The 16,413-nt window shown below is 61.3% G+C and carries 12 protein-coding genes; 7 read left to right on the top strand and 5 right to left on the bottom strand.

Features of this window, described 5'->3' with window-relative positions; genetic code table 11:
* Nucleotides 1-3: 3 nt before the first annotated feature.
* The 3 genes from G4G27_RS17015 to G4G27_RS17025 all read right to left on the bottom strand — a co-directional run bounded on the left by G4G27_RS17015 (nucleotide 4) and on the right by G4G27_RS17025 (nucleotide 4,048).
* Nucleotides 4-1,452, bottom strand: a complete 1,449-nt coding sequence (locus tag G4G27_RS17015) for a YncE family protein (RefSeq protein WP_183109742.1) — start codon at nucleotides 1,450-1,452, stop codon at nucleotides 4-6.
* A 12-nt stretch (nucleotides 1,453-1,464) separates the two neighbouring features.
* Nucleotides 1,465-1,929, bottom strand: coding sequence for a DUF305 domain-containing protein (locus G4G27_RS24205; protein ID WP_183109743.1), 465 nt, complete (start codon nucleotides 1,927-1,929; stop codon nucleotides 1,465-1,467).
* An 853-nt stretch (nucleotides 1,930-2,782) separates the two neighbouring features.
* Nucleotides 2,783-4,048: an MFS transporter gene (locus G4G27_RS17025; RefSeq protein WP_183109744.1), complete on the bottom strand. Its 1,266-nt coding sequence runs from the start codon at nucleotides 4,046-4,048 to the stop codon at nucleotides 2,783-2,785.
* Between the two features lie 289 nt (nucleotides 4,049-4,337).
* Between G4G27_RS17025 and G4G27_RS17030 the strand changes: the two genes are divergently transcribed.
* The 4 genes from G4G27_RS17030 to G4G27_RS17045 all read left to right on the top strand — a co-directional run bounded on the left by G4G27_RS17030 (nucleotide 4,338) and on the right by G4G27_RS17045 (nucleotide 9,537).
* A complete protein-coding gene (locus G4G27_RS17030) occupies nucleotides 4,338-5,774 on the top strand; it encodes an aldehyde dehydrogenase family protein (RefSeq protein ID WP_244624385.1) in 1,437 nt (478 codons plus the stop codon).
* A 111-nt stretch (nucleotides 5,775-5,885) separates the two neighbouring features.
* A complete protein-coding gene (locus G4G27_RS17035) occupies nucleotides 5,886-6,875 on the top strand; it encodes a DJ-1/PfpI family protein (protein WP_202049601.1) in 990 nt (329 codons plus the stop codon).
* A gap of 371 nt (nucleotides 6,876-7,246) precedes the next feature.
* Nucleotides 7,247-7,951, top strand: coding sequence for a DJ-1/PfpI family protein (locus tag G4G27_RS17040; RefSeq protein WP_202049602.1), 705 nt, complete (start codon nucleotides 7,247-7,249; stop codon nucleotides 7,949-7,951).
* A gap of 398 nt (nucleotides 7,952-8,349) precedes the next feature.
* Complete coding sequence (locus tag G4G27_RS17045; protein WP_183109745.1) at nucleotides 8,350-9,537, top strand: amino acid aminotransferase; 1,188 nt, start codon at nucleotides 8,350-8,352, stop codon at nucleotides 9,535-9,537.
* 185 nt (nucleotides 9,538-9,722) lie between these two features.
* Here the strand turns inward: G4G27_RS17045 and G4G27_RS17050 are convergent, their stop codons facing one another.
* Nucleotides 9,723-11,201: an FAD-binding oxidoreductase gene (locus tag G4G27_RS17050; protein ID WP_183109746.1), complete on the bottom strand. Its 1,479-nt coding sequence runs from the start codon at nucleotides 11,199-11,201 to the stop codon at nucleotides 9,723-9,725.
* A gap of 52 nt (nucleotides 11,202-11,253) precedes the next feature.
* Here G4G27_RS17050 and G4G27_RS17055 point away from each other — a divergent pair, with 52 nt between their 5' ends.
* Nucleotides 11,254-11,943: a DJ-1/PfpI family protein gene (locus G4G27_RS17055; protein WP_183109747.1), complete on the top strand. Its 690-nt coding sequence runs from the start codon at nucleotides 11,254-11,256 to the stop codon at nucleotides 11,941-11,943.
* A 39-nt stretch (nucleotides 11,944-11,982) separates the two neighbouring features.
* Here G4G27_RS17055 and G4G27_RS17060 read toward each other — a convergent pair whose 3' ends face one another.
* Complete coding sequence (locus G4G27_RS17060; RefSeq protein WP_183109748.1) at nucleotides 11,983-13,335, bottom strand: MFS transporter; 1,353 nt, start codon at nucleotides 13,333-13,335, stop codon at nucleotides 11,983-11,985.
* A gap of 160 nt (nucleotides 13,336-13,495) precedes the next feature.
* Here G4G27_RS17060 and G4G27_RS17065 point away from each other — a divergent pair, with 160 nt between their 5' ends.
* Together G4G27_RS17065 and argE are read left to right on the top strand one after the other, a co-directional pair.
* Nucleotides 13,496-15,145, top strand: a complete 1,650-nt coding sequence (locus G4G27_RS17065; protein WP_183109749.1) for a thiamine pyrophosphate-dependent enzyme — start codon at nucleotides 13,496-13,498, stop codon at nucleotides 15,143-15,145.
* Nucleotides 15,142-16,317, top strand: coding sequence for an acetylornithine deacetylase (argE, locus tag G4G27_RS17070; RefSeq protein WP_183109750.1), 1,176 nt, complete (start codon nucleotides 15,142-15,144; stop codon nucleotides 16,315-16,317). Before G4G27_RS17065 ends, argE begins: the two co-directional genes overlap by 4 nt.
* Nucleotides 16,318-16,413 lie beyond the last annotated feature (96 nt).

The raw sequence follows: 16,413 nt of genomic DNA on the forward strand, positions 1-16,413 counted from the left end.
CACTCAGTTCAGCTGGATCTGCACCGGGGAGCCATGAACGGAAATTTCACCGTCAGATACGATTACGAGGAAACGACGCTCTGCCTTTTTTACGCTAGCGTCAACGAGTTGCCGGATTGGACCGACAGCATTGACAACAGCCGATCCGGCCGGGTTGGTCGTAAAGCGCGCGAGCGGTTCGAGCGCCCCTGATCCATCGGGCATCTTCGCCAGCGCCAACACATAGGGCTTTTTGGATGACAGCCCAGTTACCGATGCCTGCAGGATCTGCGTCAGGCCTTGGTCGAATAGCGTCACATTCGTCGGGGCCGAGTCTGCCGCAGCGCCAGGAGACCCGAGGGTGAGGTGTGTCGTGTTTGCCGCAATGCCAAGGGGCTGCAAACCAGCGCGGCCGTCCCCCGCGACAACCGCATTTGATACATAGGCAATCGCCTGCGGCCCCTGACCGATGGGAACTTCGGCAACCACTTTATTGGTGCGGGTGTCGATTGCCGCCAACGCATCGGCGTTCTCAAGCCCGACATAAATCTTGCTCCCATCGCCAGAGGGCCAGATGCCGTGCGGCAATTGGCCGACCGGAATCGTCGCTACCTGCGAGAAATCGTCGGTGCGAAATACCTTCACTTGGTTGAGGCCTCCAATCGTCACGTAGGCGAACTGGCCCTTTGAAGTGCGTGCAAAATTGACGTGATTGGTGATCGGACCGGTGTTGATCACCTTCACGATATTGAACGGCGGCGCAGCCGACATCACGACGGTATTGCCAACGTCTTTGAGGGTAAACCAGACTTGTTTGCCATCGGGTGTTGCGGCGATGTTGGGGCAGAACGGGCTTGGCTGCGTCACGCGTCCGGCAATAGTGCGCTTCGCCACGTCGTACACGACCAGCTCTGGATTGAAAGAGGAGCAGATATACGCGTATTTCCCGTCGGGCGAGAAGGTCGTCATGCCAGGACCACCCGGCGTCTTGAGCCGCAACTTCTCTTTGAAACTGGTCGGATCCAGCACCGAAATATAGTCCTCACCGCGAATGGTGACCCACACCTCTTTGCCATCGGGCGTGAAAAACGCCTCGTGCGGAGACCGGCCGAGATAGGTGGTATGCTTCACGCTATTGGTCCCGGCGTCGATGAACGTCACGGAGTTCGAAGCGATCGAAATGACCGCCAACGTCTTGCCGTCCGGCGAAAATCCAAGCCCGTGGACAAGTACCTGCCCCTTGTACAGGGCGCTCAAATTGGCTGGCATTGGATCGCCCAGCTTGATTACCCCGATCAGCTTGTTATCGACCGGGTCGGTAACTGAGAGCGTGTTGGAGTATTGCTCGGCGGCGTAAATACGATCGCGATGGGTGATAGGCTGATCGGGCGCTCCCCATGGCGCCTGCTGCGCGAAAGCGGAAAGTGGCGATGCGCTCACGAGTAGCGCTGCGAATGTGGCGACACGGTTCATCTTGGATAGTCCTCAGCGATTAGTGTGATGGTGATGCCCGACCCGCGCACCGCAGTCGGGTTGCGTCGGCGCGGGCAGTGACGTCGGCAGTGGTTCGCCCAGCGCAAGGTTCATGGCCGCGATTTCCTGCTGTTGCTCGATGATAATTTCTTGCGCGATGCGCTTAAGCTGCGGATTCCGGCCATGACGCAGTTCGGCGATCGCCATGTCGATCGCGCCCTGATGATGGGGGATCATCATCGCGGCGAAGTCTCGATCGACGTCGCCGGTGGGTTTGCCTTCCATGCCGACCATCATCCTCGTCATGGCCGCGTCATTTTCACGATAGAAATCCGTCTCCAAGCACTGAGGGATTCCCACAGGATCCGATGGGCTAGTGGCCCCGGTCAGACAGGCAAACAGCACAGGCAACAGCACACGCCGCTTGGTGGACGTCCCTCGCCGCTGCGTCGGGAGCAGATGTTTTTGGTCGGTCATATGGGTTAGACAATCGTGGCACCCGATTATTCCCTGCTTGAGCTTGCCCACCAGTTTTTTCCGGCAGGCCGTCGATGCGAACTTCGAGTCCTGCACTCCATGGGCGGCTCGACGACGTTCAGCATAGAGCGCGTCGCAAGGAGAAGGTGCGATGCGCGCCCTTTGCTAGCTGCAGACCCACGATTGCGGAGGCTGTCTGAGCCCCGAAATACTCGCAAAAGCAATCGACATAGCCATACTCAGCGGTATTAGCTGCGACGCGCCTGCATCCGCCGGCCGCAGCAAGTGACGGGTACACTGCTCGAAAGAAATCCGCCTCGGGTTTCCCTGAGACGGTTGGCATGATGGTGGGTTGCGGGGACACGCACAAGCCGGTTCCGAACCTATCGACGCCGAGAGCTTGCACTGCCTCCCCCCGGCGAGGATCATCGCCAGGCCGATGACAACGGGACGCGTCACCCTGTCCAGGGAGGAACCGTTACGGTCGCTGCTAACAACGCGGGAGTTCCCACGCTGGCCAGCGCTCGATCGCTCACCGAGCGGTTGCACACGATGGCCCGGCGAAGGGTTCGAAGTTTGTCTGCTGCTCTGGATTGACGAAGGTCGCACCGGCCTAACCGCGTCTGTCGCAGATGGTGTCGCTTGCGCTATTGCCGCGGTGCCCCGCCGCGATCGTCTATGCTTGCTCCAACGATCAGACGAAGGCCAGATCACCGAGCTCAAACTCGTGATGCTATCGCGGTCAATGCTCTTGAGTGGGGAGACTGGCATGGTCCCACCGACAAAGCGCATCGGTCGCCGACTGGGCCCGGGTCCCTTTTTTCTGGCAGCATTTGTCTCAGGTTGACCGGTTTCACGCCGCAGTCGATGACGTTCGCTTGTAGACGCGTGCTGCGCGCCAGTAGCTCACGCACCCGATTGCCATGAGCGGTGCGAGGCTCAGCAGTGAGTAGCGAACCGCGTCCGGGCCGAAGCTAGCCGTGACCTGGTCGTTTAGGAAACCGATCAAGAGGGGACCGCCCCCGACCCCGATCACTGTCGTGAACAGAGTCACCGTCGCAGCAGCGAGTGCGCGAACATCGGGAGCCACAATGCCTTGCACAGCTGCAAAGCCGATGCCGATCGGCATGCCGACAAGCACCTGATAGACTGCGACCCCGATAAGCGCGACGATCAGCGAACTGCTTTGCGTGAAGACAATCAACGCCGGAATTGCCAGCGCGGCGACGAGCGCGCTGAGGGCGAACTGCCCATACACGCCGCCGCGGAGAAAGCGTGTTGCAAGCAGTCCCCCGAGAAGGGCGCCGCTGACACCCGCGACCCCCTTGGCGATCGCGACCGTGAGCCCAAGTTGTTTGAGGTCTAGATGGTGGATGCGGCCAAGCAAGGCCGGCGTCCAGACAAGCGTTGCACCATTTGCAATCGCGAGCATGGATGCCGCGGCGATGGCCCAACGATAGGTCCCGTTGGTCGCCAACTCAGCAATGGCCGGTCGAAACGAGCGGTGTGCTGCCTTGACTAAATCATACCGGCCACGCTCAGGCTCTCTCAAGGTGAGCAGGCCAAGAAGCGCGAGCGCCAGCCCCGGCAGTCCGACCGCCATCAGGGCAGTTCGCCAGCCATAATGGAAGCCGAGCCAGCCGCCGATGAGCGCACTCAGCGAGGTGCCGAGATAGACCGAAGTCGCATAGGCACCGAATGCCACTGACCGCCGCTCCGGCGGGAAATAGTCGGTGATGAGTGATTGGGAGGCAGGCGTGGCACCAGCCTCGCTGGCGCCCACTGCCATGCGGCCCATAAGCAGCTGCAAAAAGTTACCTGCCAGTCCGCAAGCTGCAGTCATCAGGCTCCAGACCGCGATGCTCGAAAGCAACACCATCTTGCGCGAGCGCCGGTCGGCAAGCCTTGCCAGCGGAATCGCGGTGACGCCATAAAGCAGCGAGAAGCCGAACCCGTTGAGCAGTCCCATTGCCGTGTCCGAAACGCCGAGATCGCGCTTCATCGGGTCCAGGAGGATCGCGATGATGGTTCGATCCATCCAATTGAACACATTAATCATGCTCAGAATCACGAGAACGTAGACGGCATACCCGCTGCGCATACTCCGATGATCCGCCATCCGAACGTCCCCGATCTTTGTCACGTATTATGAGCCATGGTCATGCACGATGGATATACCGAACTGCAAGCGGCTTCGGTTGAATGAGCCCGAATCGCGCAACGTGGTCTCGAAGTGCGGGGTGACATCCGGTCGCACCGTCCCAAAGGAGCGACCCTCGTCGTTACGGCGGGCTACGACAATGCATCTGTCTTATATTCCGATATTATGTATCGCATTGCAATACCGCTCAGCTGGATTAGAATAACGGCGACGACTGCGGATTCGAATTTTGGAAATGGAAGATTGGATGGCTGACCTGAAGGTGAATGAGATCCGGATACCCGATTTGATCGTAGATGGGCGGCGTCTCGAGACCGCGACCACCTTCGACGTGGTCAATCCCGCGACGGGGCGCGTTTTTGCCCAGGCACCGCTTGCCAGCCGCGACGATCTCGACACTGCCGTCGCAGCAGCGCGTCGCGCCTTTCCGGAGTGGGCCAGGACACCGATCGACGAGCGAGCGGCCGCAGTGCTGGAGATCGCGCAGGCCATCGAAGCGGAGAGGGAGCCGTTGGCCCGCCTTTTGTCGGCGGAGCAAGGTAAACCCATACACGGCGGCGCGGCCGGTGAAATCATGGGAGCCCTCGTCTGGGCCAGGGCGACAGCGAAACTGCGACCAGTTGTCGAGACGGTGCGCGACGACGATACCGCGCTGGTCCAGGTTCACAGGAAACCACTAGGGGTCGTGGGATCGATCACACCTTGGAATCACCCGGTCATGATCGCCGTCTGGCACATCATGCCGGCATTGATCGCGGGGAACACCATTGTCGTGAAACCATCATCCTATACGCCGCTCAGCACGTTGAGGCTGGTCGAGATCGCCAATGCGCATTTGCCGCCAGGCGTCCTTAATTCGGTCGCGGGTGAAGGCGGGCTCGGTCGCGCGATTGCCGAGCATCCCGGGATCGACAAGATCGTCTTTACGGGATCGACGCCGACCGGCCGCAGCATCATGGCCAGTGGCTCGGCCAACCTCAAACGACTGACGCTGGAGCTTGGGGGCAACGACGCGGCGATCGTTCTGCCCGACGCCGACATCGATGCGATCGCGCCGAAAATATTCGCCAAGTCGTTTGGGAACAGCGGCCAAACCTGTGCGGCGCTCAAGCGCCTCTATGTCCATGAGTCGCTGCATGACCAGTTGGCGGGACGCCTGAGCGCGTTGGCCCGTGAGGCTAGGCTGGGGCCAGGTGATGACCCCGCGAGCCAGTTCGGACCAGTACAGAACCGCGCCCAGTTCGACTTCGTGTGTGAGCTTGCCGACGACGCGCGCGCCAATGGTGGTCGGTTCTTGGTTGGCGGACAGCCTCTGGCCGGAGACGGCTATTTCTTTCCATTGTCGATCGTGGTCGATGTCTCAGATGGAACCCGCGTCGTCGATGAGGAGCAATTCGGCCCCATCTTGCCGATCATCCGCTATAGCGATCCCGAGGACGCGCTGGCACGCGCCAACGCCAATGAGAATGGACTGGGCGGGTCTATTTGGTCGAGCGATATCGACGCCGCGACCGCCATGGCGCAGCGGCTCGAGTGCGGAACGGCCTGGGTCAATGATCATGCGACCATTAGCCCGGACGCCCCTTTCGGAGGCGCTAAGCAGTCCGGTATCGGCGCGGAGTTCGGCCTTCATGGCCTTGACGAATACATGCAGCTCCAGACTCTCAGGATCGGTCGCGGCTGACCAAGGCGCTCCTTCCGTGTCGCGCAGCCGGCAGCGTCAGCTTGGCAAGCCGGGCCAGTGTGCCCCAGCGGGCGGGCGCGGTGGCTCCGCGAACAACTCTAGGAGCGGCGTATGATGCAGCCGCCTTCCGTTCCCAAGCGAGTGCTGCTCCTCGCTTTTGAGGGGATTAACCTGCTGGACCTAGCGGGGCCGCTACAGGCCTTTGAGGCGAGCGAGCCACATCGCATGGCGCCCGAGCGTTACGAGACGGTCGTCGCGTCGCTCGCCGGTGGGGATATCCAGACGTCGACGCGCCTGCCGATCGGCACCAGGAAACTCAGCGATCTAGAGAGTGGATCCTTCGATACGATCATGGTCGGTGGAGGTGGTGCGAACGGACGGCCGATTGTCGTGCCCCTGCTCGTCGACTGGCTCCGAAACAATGTCGGCACAACCGATCGCATCTGCTCGATTTGCGCGGGTGCGTTTGTTCTCGCAGCCGCCGGGTTACTCGACGGCCGGCGCGCGACCACGCACTGGCATTGGACGGCGCTACTGCAGCGCGAAAACCCGTCGGTCGACGTCCAGGCAGACTCGATTTATACCCATGACGGTAAAATCTGGACGTCGGCGGGAGTGACCGCCGGGATCGATCTGACCTTGGCGCTGATCGAACAGGATCATGGCCACCAGGTCGCGATCCAGGCGGCGCGGCGGCTGGTCGTCTTTATGAAGCGACCGGGCGGCCAAGCGCAATTCTCGGCTCCCCTCATGCTGCAAAGCAGGAGCAACAAGCGATTTTCGGATCTTCATGCATGGATGAGACAGAACCTGGCTGATGATCTGAGAATCGATCGGCTGGCCGAGGTTGCGAGCATGTCCGAGCGCAATTTCAACCGGCTATATGTGGCGTCGGTCGGCGAAACACCGGCTCGGTCGGTCGAGGCGATGCGCTTCGAGGCAGCCTGTGGATTCCTCGAATTGTCGTCGCTCCCGCTGAAGACGATCGCTTCTGCCGCAGGCCTTGGCAACGAACAGAATCTTCGCCGCCTGTTCGCGCGGCGGGCGGGCGTCACCCCGGCAGAGTATCGCCTGCGATTCGGCAAAGCCGGGCCTTCTTGATTGATCGGCCGAGCGCGTTGATGACCAGCGCCAGACGCCTTGGCCGGAATTGACGGCGGAACGTCATGGTCGATGAGCGGTGCCGATCATAGATTCGGCGGCATCAGAAAACGGCCGGTCTTGCGGTGTTTCTGTCTGCGGACTCTGGTTTTACCTAAAGAAAGGGACATTTTGTGGTGAGTGACGCGCAACCCGAAGATCACAATGACCGACGCCGCTTTCTCCAAGCCATGACCGCAGCTGGCCTCGGCGGGCTTATGATGACACAAGGTGCAGGAGCGTTGGCGCAGCATACAGAGCCCCAACCGAAGCCGATCCCACCGGGAACGCTAGGTGCCGCCGGCGCGGGTCCAGGTCGGCTGAAGATCGCCATGCTCGTCCACCCGATGATGGTGATGCAGGATCTAATCGGCCCACTCACCGTCTTCAATCTGATGCGCTGCGAGATTCACCTCGTCTGGAAGAACCGCGAACCGGTCATGACCGAGGTCGGTCTGCTGGTCGCGCCAACGACGACGTTTGCGGAATGCCCCGACCGTCTCGATGTCCTGTTCGCGCCGGGCGGCCTCGATGGATCGGTCGCGATCATGGATGATCCCGAAGTACTAAACTTCTTCAAGGAGCAGGGTAAGACGGCGCGCTACATCACTAGCGACTGCACCGGGTCGCTTATCCTCGGGGCCGCCGGCCTGCTGCGCGGCTACAAGGCAACGAGCCACTGGTCGGTGCGAGACGAGCCTCTCGCGTTGATGGGGGCGATACCAACGCACCAGCGCGTCGTTGTCGACCGGAACCGCATAACGGGCGGCGGCGTCACCGCAGGCATCGACTTTGGTCTGACACTTGCCGCCCTCTTGCGCGGAAAGGAATCGGCCCAGACCATTCAACTCGTCATCGAATACGCACCCGCGCCGCCATTCAACGCGGGCACGCCGGAAACGGCGCCAAAATCCATCTACGATGCCCTGGTAAGCCGACGTGCTGACCCGGTCGAACGGGCCCGACAAAAGGCTGCGCGCGCGGCCGCATCTTGGACCAGCGCCGGTCGGACGACGGGCGGCGCTCGGGCGCACTGAATGACCAGCGCCAGTCAGCTGAAGGAAACCTGCGGCCCTTGATCGACCTTTGTACCAGCGCAGGAGAGCACGAAGGAACGCCGTGCTCGTCCGGCTTGAGGACGCGTGGGAAGCTCGATTGAAACGTTACGTGACGCGAGCAACCGTAAGTGCGCAACGAGGCTTGGGCCTGGAAAAGCGCACCTATCTTCGCCCTCAAATCATCGGTGGCAACGGTCAACTTCCATTCTAGCGACAGCCTGATGGCATGCGGTCCGCGTGACTGCGGCGGAGCGCCTGTTAAGGGCGTCACTCGCAACTGTTCACGTCCCGGGTTGATTTTTTCCAGCGTGCGCCATAGCGCTGTGTAATGTACTGCGTTATCGCGTATCGTATAATGTGACAGTTTGGAGATGTTGATGTTTGGGGACCTTGCTGAACCGCCCGTCGATCCGATCCTCGGTCTTGCGCAAATGCTTGCGCGGGATACGAACATCGACAAGGTCGATCTCGGGATTGGCATCTACCACGACGAATGGGGCCGGGCCCCCGTTCTCAAATGCGTGAAGGACGCCGAGCGTTGGCTGCTCGAAACCCAGTCGAGCAAGCGCTACCTGTCGTCCGCGGGCAATGCTGACTTCAACTTGCGGACACGCGAATTGCTGTTCGGCACAGGCAGCGATGCCTTTGATCGCAGTCGCGCACTGCAGACGCCGGGTGGCACCGGGGCGCTCCGGGTGGCCTCCGATCTGTTGAAGCGGTTGCGACCGGAAGGCCGGGTGTTCATCCCTGGACCGACTTGGCCCAACCACCCTGGCGTGCTCAAAGCGAGCGGTCATGAACTTGTAGTCTATCCCTATTATGATCAGGCGACCGCCACCCTCACTTTTGGTGCCATGATGGACGCGCTGGCGGACCTAAAGGCCGACGATACCCTCTTGTTGCACGGCTGCTGTCATAATCCGTCTGGCGCTGACCTCAACCTAGATCAATGGCGTACGATCGCAAGCTTGGTTGCCGCAAAGGGGTCGGCGGTACTGGTTGATCTTGCCTATCTGGGTCTTGGGGACGGCCTTGACGAGGATTCCGCCGGCCTTCGCCTGCTCGCAAGTGCCCTTCCCGAGCTGATCGTTGCGAGTTCCTATTCGAAGAACTTCGCACTCTACCGCGAACGTGTGGGCGCACTGACAGTGGTGGGCGCGACCGAGAAGGCGGCGGCCCTCGCACATTCCCATTCAATCCCGGTGGTACGTACGCTTTATTCGATGCCGCCTGATCACGGAGCCGCCATCGTCGCCCGTATACTCGAAGACGGCGAGTTGCGGCGCGGCTGGGAAGCCGAGCTCGCGGTTATGCGCGAGCGTATCAACGCCATGCGTGCCCAGTTAGCGGCCAGATTGGCTGCTCAGAGCGGCCGCGATTATAGCTTCATCGCGCGCCAGCGCGGGATGTTCACGATGCTCGGTATCTCTCCCCCAATGGTCGAGATTCTACGCAGCGATCATCACATCCACTTGACCAGTTCAGGCCGGATCAACGTCGCCGGTTTGAACACCCAGAATGTCGAGCGCGTCGCGGACGCGATCGCTGCGGTAAACTTGCTGTAACGGTGTCGAGGGGGAATTCGGTCCCGGCGCCATGGCAGCGGCGCTTTTCGCATGCTGTCAGGCGCGCGGGGACCGGAGTCAAAGGCCAACGTAAACTTTGTAGCTGGCCGCTCCCGTAGAGGGCTCCGGTGGCTTCCCCGTGTCGACATCGAGGCGAGCCGGCCGGTCGCTGCAATCGGGTGAACTTAGCTGGCAGCGACAACAGCGCCTGGATTGCAGTGGTTCTGTGGATCCAGCGCGTGTTTGATCGTGGCGAACAACGCGTTCTCGACCGGATCGACCGCGCCCGCCACGGCGTCGCGCATTTTTCGCCCTACCCCGTGCTCGGCGCAGATCGATCCGCCCAGCGCCAGGGCCGTTTCGTGGATGGCCGCCGTTAGCGCATCGAGCGGCAGCTCCGAGCCGTCTTCCGGGTGGTGGATCGAGTAATGCACATTGCCATCACCGACATGGCCGAAAGCGAGTGACCTGCACCCTGGCGCCACCGACATTGCTCGCTGTGAGGCCTGCTCGATGAAAGAAGCAACGGCGCCGAGCGGGACGGCGACGTCGACATTGACCCCAAGCCCGGCTCGACGCTTGCCGTCGACCAAGCCCTCGCGCAGACGCCACATGGCGAGGCGCTGCGCTTCGCTCTCCGCGATCGCGGCGTCCAGAATGACTGCGCCCTCCAGCATCCCTGCGAGCGCCTGCTCGAAATCGTTGCGCAGTCCCGCGCCAATGCCCGATGTCGCCACTTCGACCAGCACGTACCATGGATGCTCGTCGGCCAGGGGGAGCCGCGTTCCAGCGATCGCGTTGAGCGCGAGTTCTACACCCCAGTGCTGCATCAGCTCGCACGCAACCACTAGATCTCCCATCTCGTGGCGCAACCTGTTGAGCAGCGTGAGCGCGGCGCCAGGTGAACTCACGCCGACTATAGCCGTCTCGATGCGACGCCAAGTCGGGACGAGGCGGACGGCCGCCGCCGTAACGATACCTAAGGTTCCCTCCGCGCCGATAAAAAGCTGCTTCAGGTCGTAACCCATATTGTTCTTCAAGACGGTGCGCAGACCATGCCAGATGCGTCCGTCAGGCAGGACCACCTCAAGGCCCAGTATCTGCGCCCTCATCACGCCGTGGCGTAGTGCACGGGTCCCACCGGCATTGGTCGAAACGAGCCCCCCGATCGACGCGCTACCTTCTGATCCCAACCCCAGCGGAATTTGGAGATCGCTTCCCGCGACCGCTGCCTGCACCTCTGCCAGCAAGCACCCCGCCTCCGCGATGACCGCGGGCGTATCCGGTTCGATCGCGCGAATCGCGCGTAGTCGGCTGAGCGATAGAAGGATCGTTGGTTCATTCGGGTCACCCGCGCTGCCTCCTGTCAGGCCAGTGTTCCCGCCTTGTGGTACGACACCCAAGCCGCTGGCGGATGCCGCTCGGACGATCGCTGCGACTTCCACTGTGTTGCGCGGCCGCGCCACGGCAACGGAGCGACCCGGCCAGCGCCCCGTCATATCCTGCATGAACGGCGCCATCAGGCACTCCTCGGTGATAATGAGGCCATCCGCGAGCGCTCCCAACTCGTGGATCAATGCTTCGGTAGATCCGCTCTTTAAAGACATGATCAGGGCCTCCCTCTGGGCTTTACGATTATCGAGATTCTCGTCATAATACGACACACTGTATCGCGCTACGTTACACTCATGCTACACTAAAAGGAGTTGAGCCATAATGTCGCTGACCATCGGGATGATTCTTTTTCCCGGCCTTACCAATCTCGATCTCGCAGGCCCGTTCGAAGTGCTGGCGAAACTACCCGAAACGCGCGTCGATCTGTTATGGAAGACCATTGAGCCAGTCGTCAGCGACGCTGGCCAGAGACTGATTCCCTCCCGCGCGCTCGCCGATGCGCCGCAATATGATATTCTTTTCGTGCCTGGCGGGCCCGGTCAGGTCGCGTTGATGGATGATTCCGAGGTGATCGATTTCGTGCGGCGGCAAGGCGAGGGCGCCCGTTGGGTCACGTCGGTATGCACTGGCGCGCTTGTGCTGGGCGCCGCTGGATTGCTGGCAGGCTATCGTGCTGCAACTCACTGGACCGCGATGGATCAGCTGGCGCTGTTCGGTGCTATTCCTACTCAAAAAAGAGTGGTCCAGGACCGCAACCGGCTGACCGGCGGCGGGGTTACTGCGGGGATCGATTTTGGGTTGACGCTTGCTGCGCTGTTGTTTGGAGAGGATTTGGCAAGGCGCATCACGCTCGGCCTGGAATACGCTCCCGAGCCGCCTTTCGAGTGTGGGACGCCAGAACGCGCATCACCTGCCTTGATCGAGGAACTCAGGAGCCGCGGAGCCCGCCGGGGAGCCGACCGGCTTGCCGCCTCGCAACGCGCTGCTGCACGACTAAACGCGCTGACCTGACCGGATCAAAGGGCTTCCCTGCAGCGCATCCGCGCTCTGTTACAGATTGACGTTGAACGCCCTTTCCGCACGCGCCTTAGCGATTGGTCGGATCAGCAGCATCGCCATAAGCGACGACAACGCTAGCGTCGCCGGATAGCACCAAGCGATGGCGGCGGTGATGGCGCCTGGCCCATGAAAGAACGTTTCGGCGACCAATGCGAAGAAGGTCGGCCCGATTGCGAAACCTAAAAAATTCTGGATGAGATTGTACAAGGCGACGGATTTGCCGGTCAGTCGCCCGGGCGTGATTTCCGTGAGCAAGGCGAAGGCAGCGATCGGCATTGAGCCGATCAGCAGATTGGCCAAGGCAAAGCATAACCACATTCCCGCCTGAGTAGGCACGTAAAACATCGCGACGGCCGGGATGGCGTGGAACAGCTGGACCAGTGCCGAGACCTTCAGCAGCGCGGCACGATCTCCGCGTACGGCCCGGCCATCAAGGTAGAAGCCCAGACCAATCGACCCCGTCGATGCGCAGATCAGAGCGATCATACCGGCGGTTGGTCCGATGTCGGCAGGCGACAGCCCACGCGTCCTTCCGATCGCCGCCGCCATCCATGCGTTCCAGCCCGTATTCCCGAGCGACCACATCGTCGACATCCCGACGACCAGTGCGTAGAGATACCAGTGGGCTCGCCAATGCGCGAGCGTTGCTGCAAAACCAGAATTATGAGCCTGGGGTGCCTCGCGGCGGGTCGGCTCATGTACCGTGACGGCCAAAAGAGCGACCAACAGGCCGATCACGCCGGGGACGATCAACGCGAATTGCCAAGGTTTGAGCGCGCCAATCAGGGGAACACCGGCCACGTATCCGTCGCGGGCAAACCCGTAAAGCGCACCACCGACGACCAGCGCGAGCGCAGATCCAATCAGCGGGCCGGTCGTATAAATGCTCAAGGGACGCGCCCGGCGCTCAGGCGGGAAAGCATCGCGAATCATGGACATCGCGGCGGGCTGGAGTGCCGCCTCGCCGATTCCCAACCCCATTCTTCCGACGAACAAGGTCGCATAAGAGCCTGCGAGGCCGCACACCATCGACATCGCCGACCAGACCGCAACGGCTCCCCCGAGCAATCCTCTCCGGTTTGTCCGGTCAGCAGCGTAGCCGAATGGAATGCAGGATACGCTATACAATGTCGCAAATGCCAGCCCGACCAGCAAGCTGATTTGCACGTCGTCTATCCCGAGATCGGCGCGGATCGGATCGATCAGGATTCGGATGACGTTGCGGTCAATGAAAGACAACACGAAGAGCAGTGTCAGATAGACGACCATCCACCACGATCGAAGCGAGGTGGTGCTGGCGTCGTCGGCCGAGAGTGCCTGAACGCCCTGGATATCCGTCGCCATCTCCGAGTCTCCCCCCGTCATGTCTCGCCGTCTAATCGCGATATAGACAATTTAAGTTAGATCGTATAGCGCAACATGGTATCGCATGACGCAACAAGCCTCACAGTGCATCTGTTCTCTGGCGGCTGAACGAAAAATGGGAAAAGAACCGATGGTGAGCATGGATAAGGCAATAGCTGTCGACACGCGAAGGACGGGCGGCGACCTCGTAGTGGCCGGCCTGAAGCGCTGGGGCATCGATACGATGTTCGGCGTCCCGGGCGTCCAGCTCGATCAGCTGTTCGACGCGCTATCCCGTGGCGGAGAGGGGATTCGTTTGATTCATACGCGTCACGAACAGGGTGCCGCCTATATGGCGTTGGGGTATGCGATGGTCACAGGCCGGCCCGGCGTCTGCGCCGTGGTTCCCGGCCCTGGCGTCCTTAACGCGGGCGCGGCAATCGCAACAGCCTATGCCTGCAATGCACGAATGCTTTGCCTGACCAGCACCATAAACAGCGCGATGCTCGATCGGAGATTCGGCGCTCTCCATGAAATCAACGATCAGTCGGGTGTCTTGCGAAACCTCACCAAATGGGCCGCCCGGGCGAGCCATGCCGACGAAGTGCCCGGGTTGATCGATGAGGCTTTCCGCCAATTGTTGAGCGGGCGTCCGCAGCCGGTCGCGCTCGAGATCCCGCCCGACATCCTGGCACAGCTGACGGTCGGCGATTATCCGGAGGACCGGCCGCAAATTTCCAATCCGCCAATTGATGCGACGTTGATCGCACAGGCGGCAGCTATAGCGGCGGCAGCCGAGCGGCCAATGATTATCGTTGGTGGCGGTGCTCAGGGCGCCGGCGCCGCAGTTCGGCGCCTCGCGGAGCAGCTTCAGGCCCCGATCGTCAGCCGCAACATGGGGCGCGGCGTGGTCGATGACGACGATGATTATGCGCTCCCCGCTGCGGCGGCAATCGACAAATGGCCTGAGGTCGATGTGGTGATCGGCATCGGCACGCGCCTGCAGATTCTTCGCGAATGGGGCACCGATGCGCGGTTGAAAGTAATCCGGATCGACATGGATCAGGCGGAGATGAACCGCATCGCCCTGCCCGCAGTCGGCATCCGCGCCGATGCGACCGAAGGTACTGACGCCCTGGCGGATGCGATTGCCCGCGAGCGAAACAACCGGCCCTCGCGCACCGAGGAAATCGCCGTGTTGCGTACCGCGTTTCGCTTGGGTGTCGCCCGCGACATGGCGCCGCAGATGGCCTATGTCGACGCTATCCGCGCCGCGATGGGCGAGGACGATGTGCTGGTCGATGAGATGACACAGATCGCGTATGTCGCGCGCTATGGATTTCCGGTCCACTCGCCCCGGGCGTTCGTCACCTCGAGCTATCAAGGAACATTGGGATATGGCTTCGCCACAGCTCTCGGTGCGCAAGTTGGAGCGGGCTCGCGCCGCGTTATCTCGATCAACGGAGATGGTGGCTTCATGTACACGATGCCGGAGTTGGCAACGGCGGTACTGCACAATATCCCGCTCATCGCTGTGGTATTCAGCGATGGCTATTTCGGCAATGTGCGGCGGATCCAGCAGGGCAGCTATGGTGGAAGAATGATCGCGTCGGTGCTCCACAATCCGGATTTTGTGAAGCTGGCCGAGAACTTCGGTGCAGTCGGCATTCGCGCGGAGGGGCCCGAGGCGCTCCGTCAGGCCATCGAGAAAGCGCGCGGGATCAATGGCCCAGTGTTGATCGAGGTGCCCCAAGATACCGATTCTATGCCGTCGCCCTGGAAGCACATCCACGGGCGCAAGGTTCGGTGAACGACATCTCTGCCCGGCGTCCGAGCGCGTCGACCCTTGCCATTCTGCGGACATTGGTCGGCTTTCCAACGGTCAGTCGCAATTCCAATCTCGCGCTCATCGAGTGGGTGCGCGATTATCTCGCGCAGTACGGAATCGACTGCCATTTGTCGCACGGGACCAACAAGGATAAGGCCAATCTGTTCGCGACGATCGGAGAAGGAGCGGGTGGTATAGTCCTATCCGGCCATACTGACGTCGTGCCAGTCGACGGCCAGAACTGGAGCAGCGATCCCTTCGAGCTGATCGAGCGCGAAGGGAAACTCTTCGCGCGCGGCACTTGTGACATGAAAGGGTTCATCGCGGCGGTACTAGCCAAGGTTCCCATGCTGGTTGCGGAATGCCGGGATGAGCCGGTCCACCTCGCCTTCTCGTTCGACGAGGAAGTTGGGTGCCTCGGCGTCCGCCACCTCCTTGCAGATCTGGTCAAACGCGACGTTCGGCCGCGCGGCTGCATCGTTGGCGAGCCGACCAATATGGTCGCTGTCGTCGGTCACAAGACCGGCTCGGCCTATGGCTGTACGGTCACCGGACGCGAAGCGCACAGCGCGCTCGCTCCTTACGGCGTAAACGCGGTCGAATATGCCGCGCAGCTCATCGTACGCATCCGGGCCATTGCCAATCGGCTGAAGGCCGAGGAGCGCCGACACGACGGCTACGAGGTTCCGTATTCTACGCTACAGACTGGCGTTATTGCCGGCGGACATGCAAGCAACATCGTACCCGCGATCTGCACGATGCGCTTCGACATGCGCACCTTGCCCTGGACTGATCCGGACGTCCTGTTCAACGAACTTCAAGAGTTTGTGCGCGACGAACTCCTGCCCGAGATGCGGGCGACGGCGCCCGAGGCCGATATCACGCTGGCGCTGAACGGACGGGTGCCAGGATTTGCGATAGCGGAGGATGCGCCGCTGGTCAGCTATGTTCGGCGCCTTGCCGGCAGCAATCAGCCGCCGGGGTTCGTCACCTTCGGATCGGAAGCCGGTCTTTTTCAGGAACAAGGCATACCTGCGGTGATCTGCGGGCCCGGGTCCATAAGCCAAGCGCACAAGCCTGACGAATATGTTTCGCTCGAGCAACTAGCGCTGTGCGAGGATTTCCTCGACCGCTTGGCTACGATCTCATTCTGATGATCAAGCCGCGGTCAAAGGTTGGTCAGCGCCTTGTCCTTGGCAGCAAGGCATCATCGATTCCGGCTGCTCCAGACTGCCTCCACTGAAGTCGGT

This window comes from Sphingomonas sp. So64.6b, from assembly GCF_014171475.1.
GTDB lineage: Bacteria > Pseudomonadota > Alphaproteobacteria > Sphingomonadales > Sphingomonadaceae > Sphingomonas > Sphingomonas alpina_A.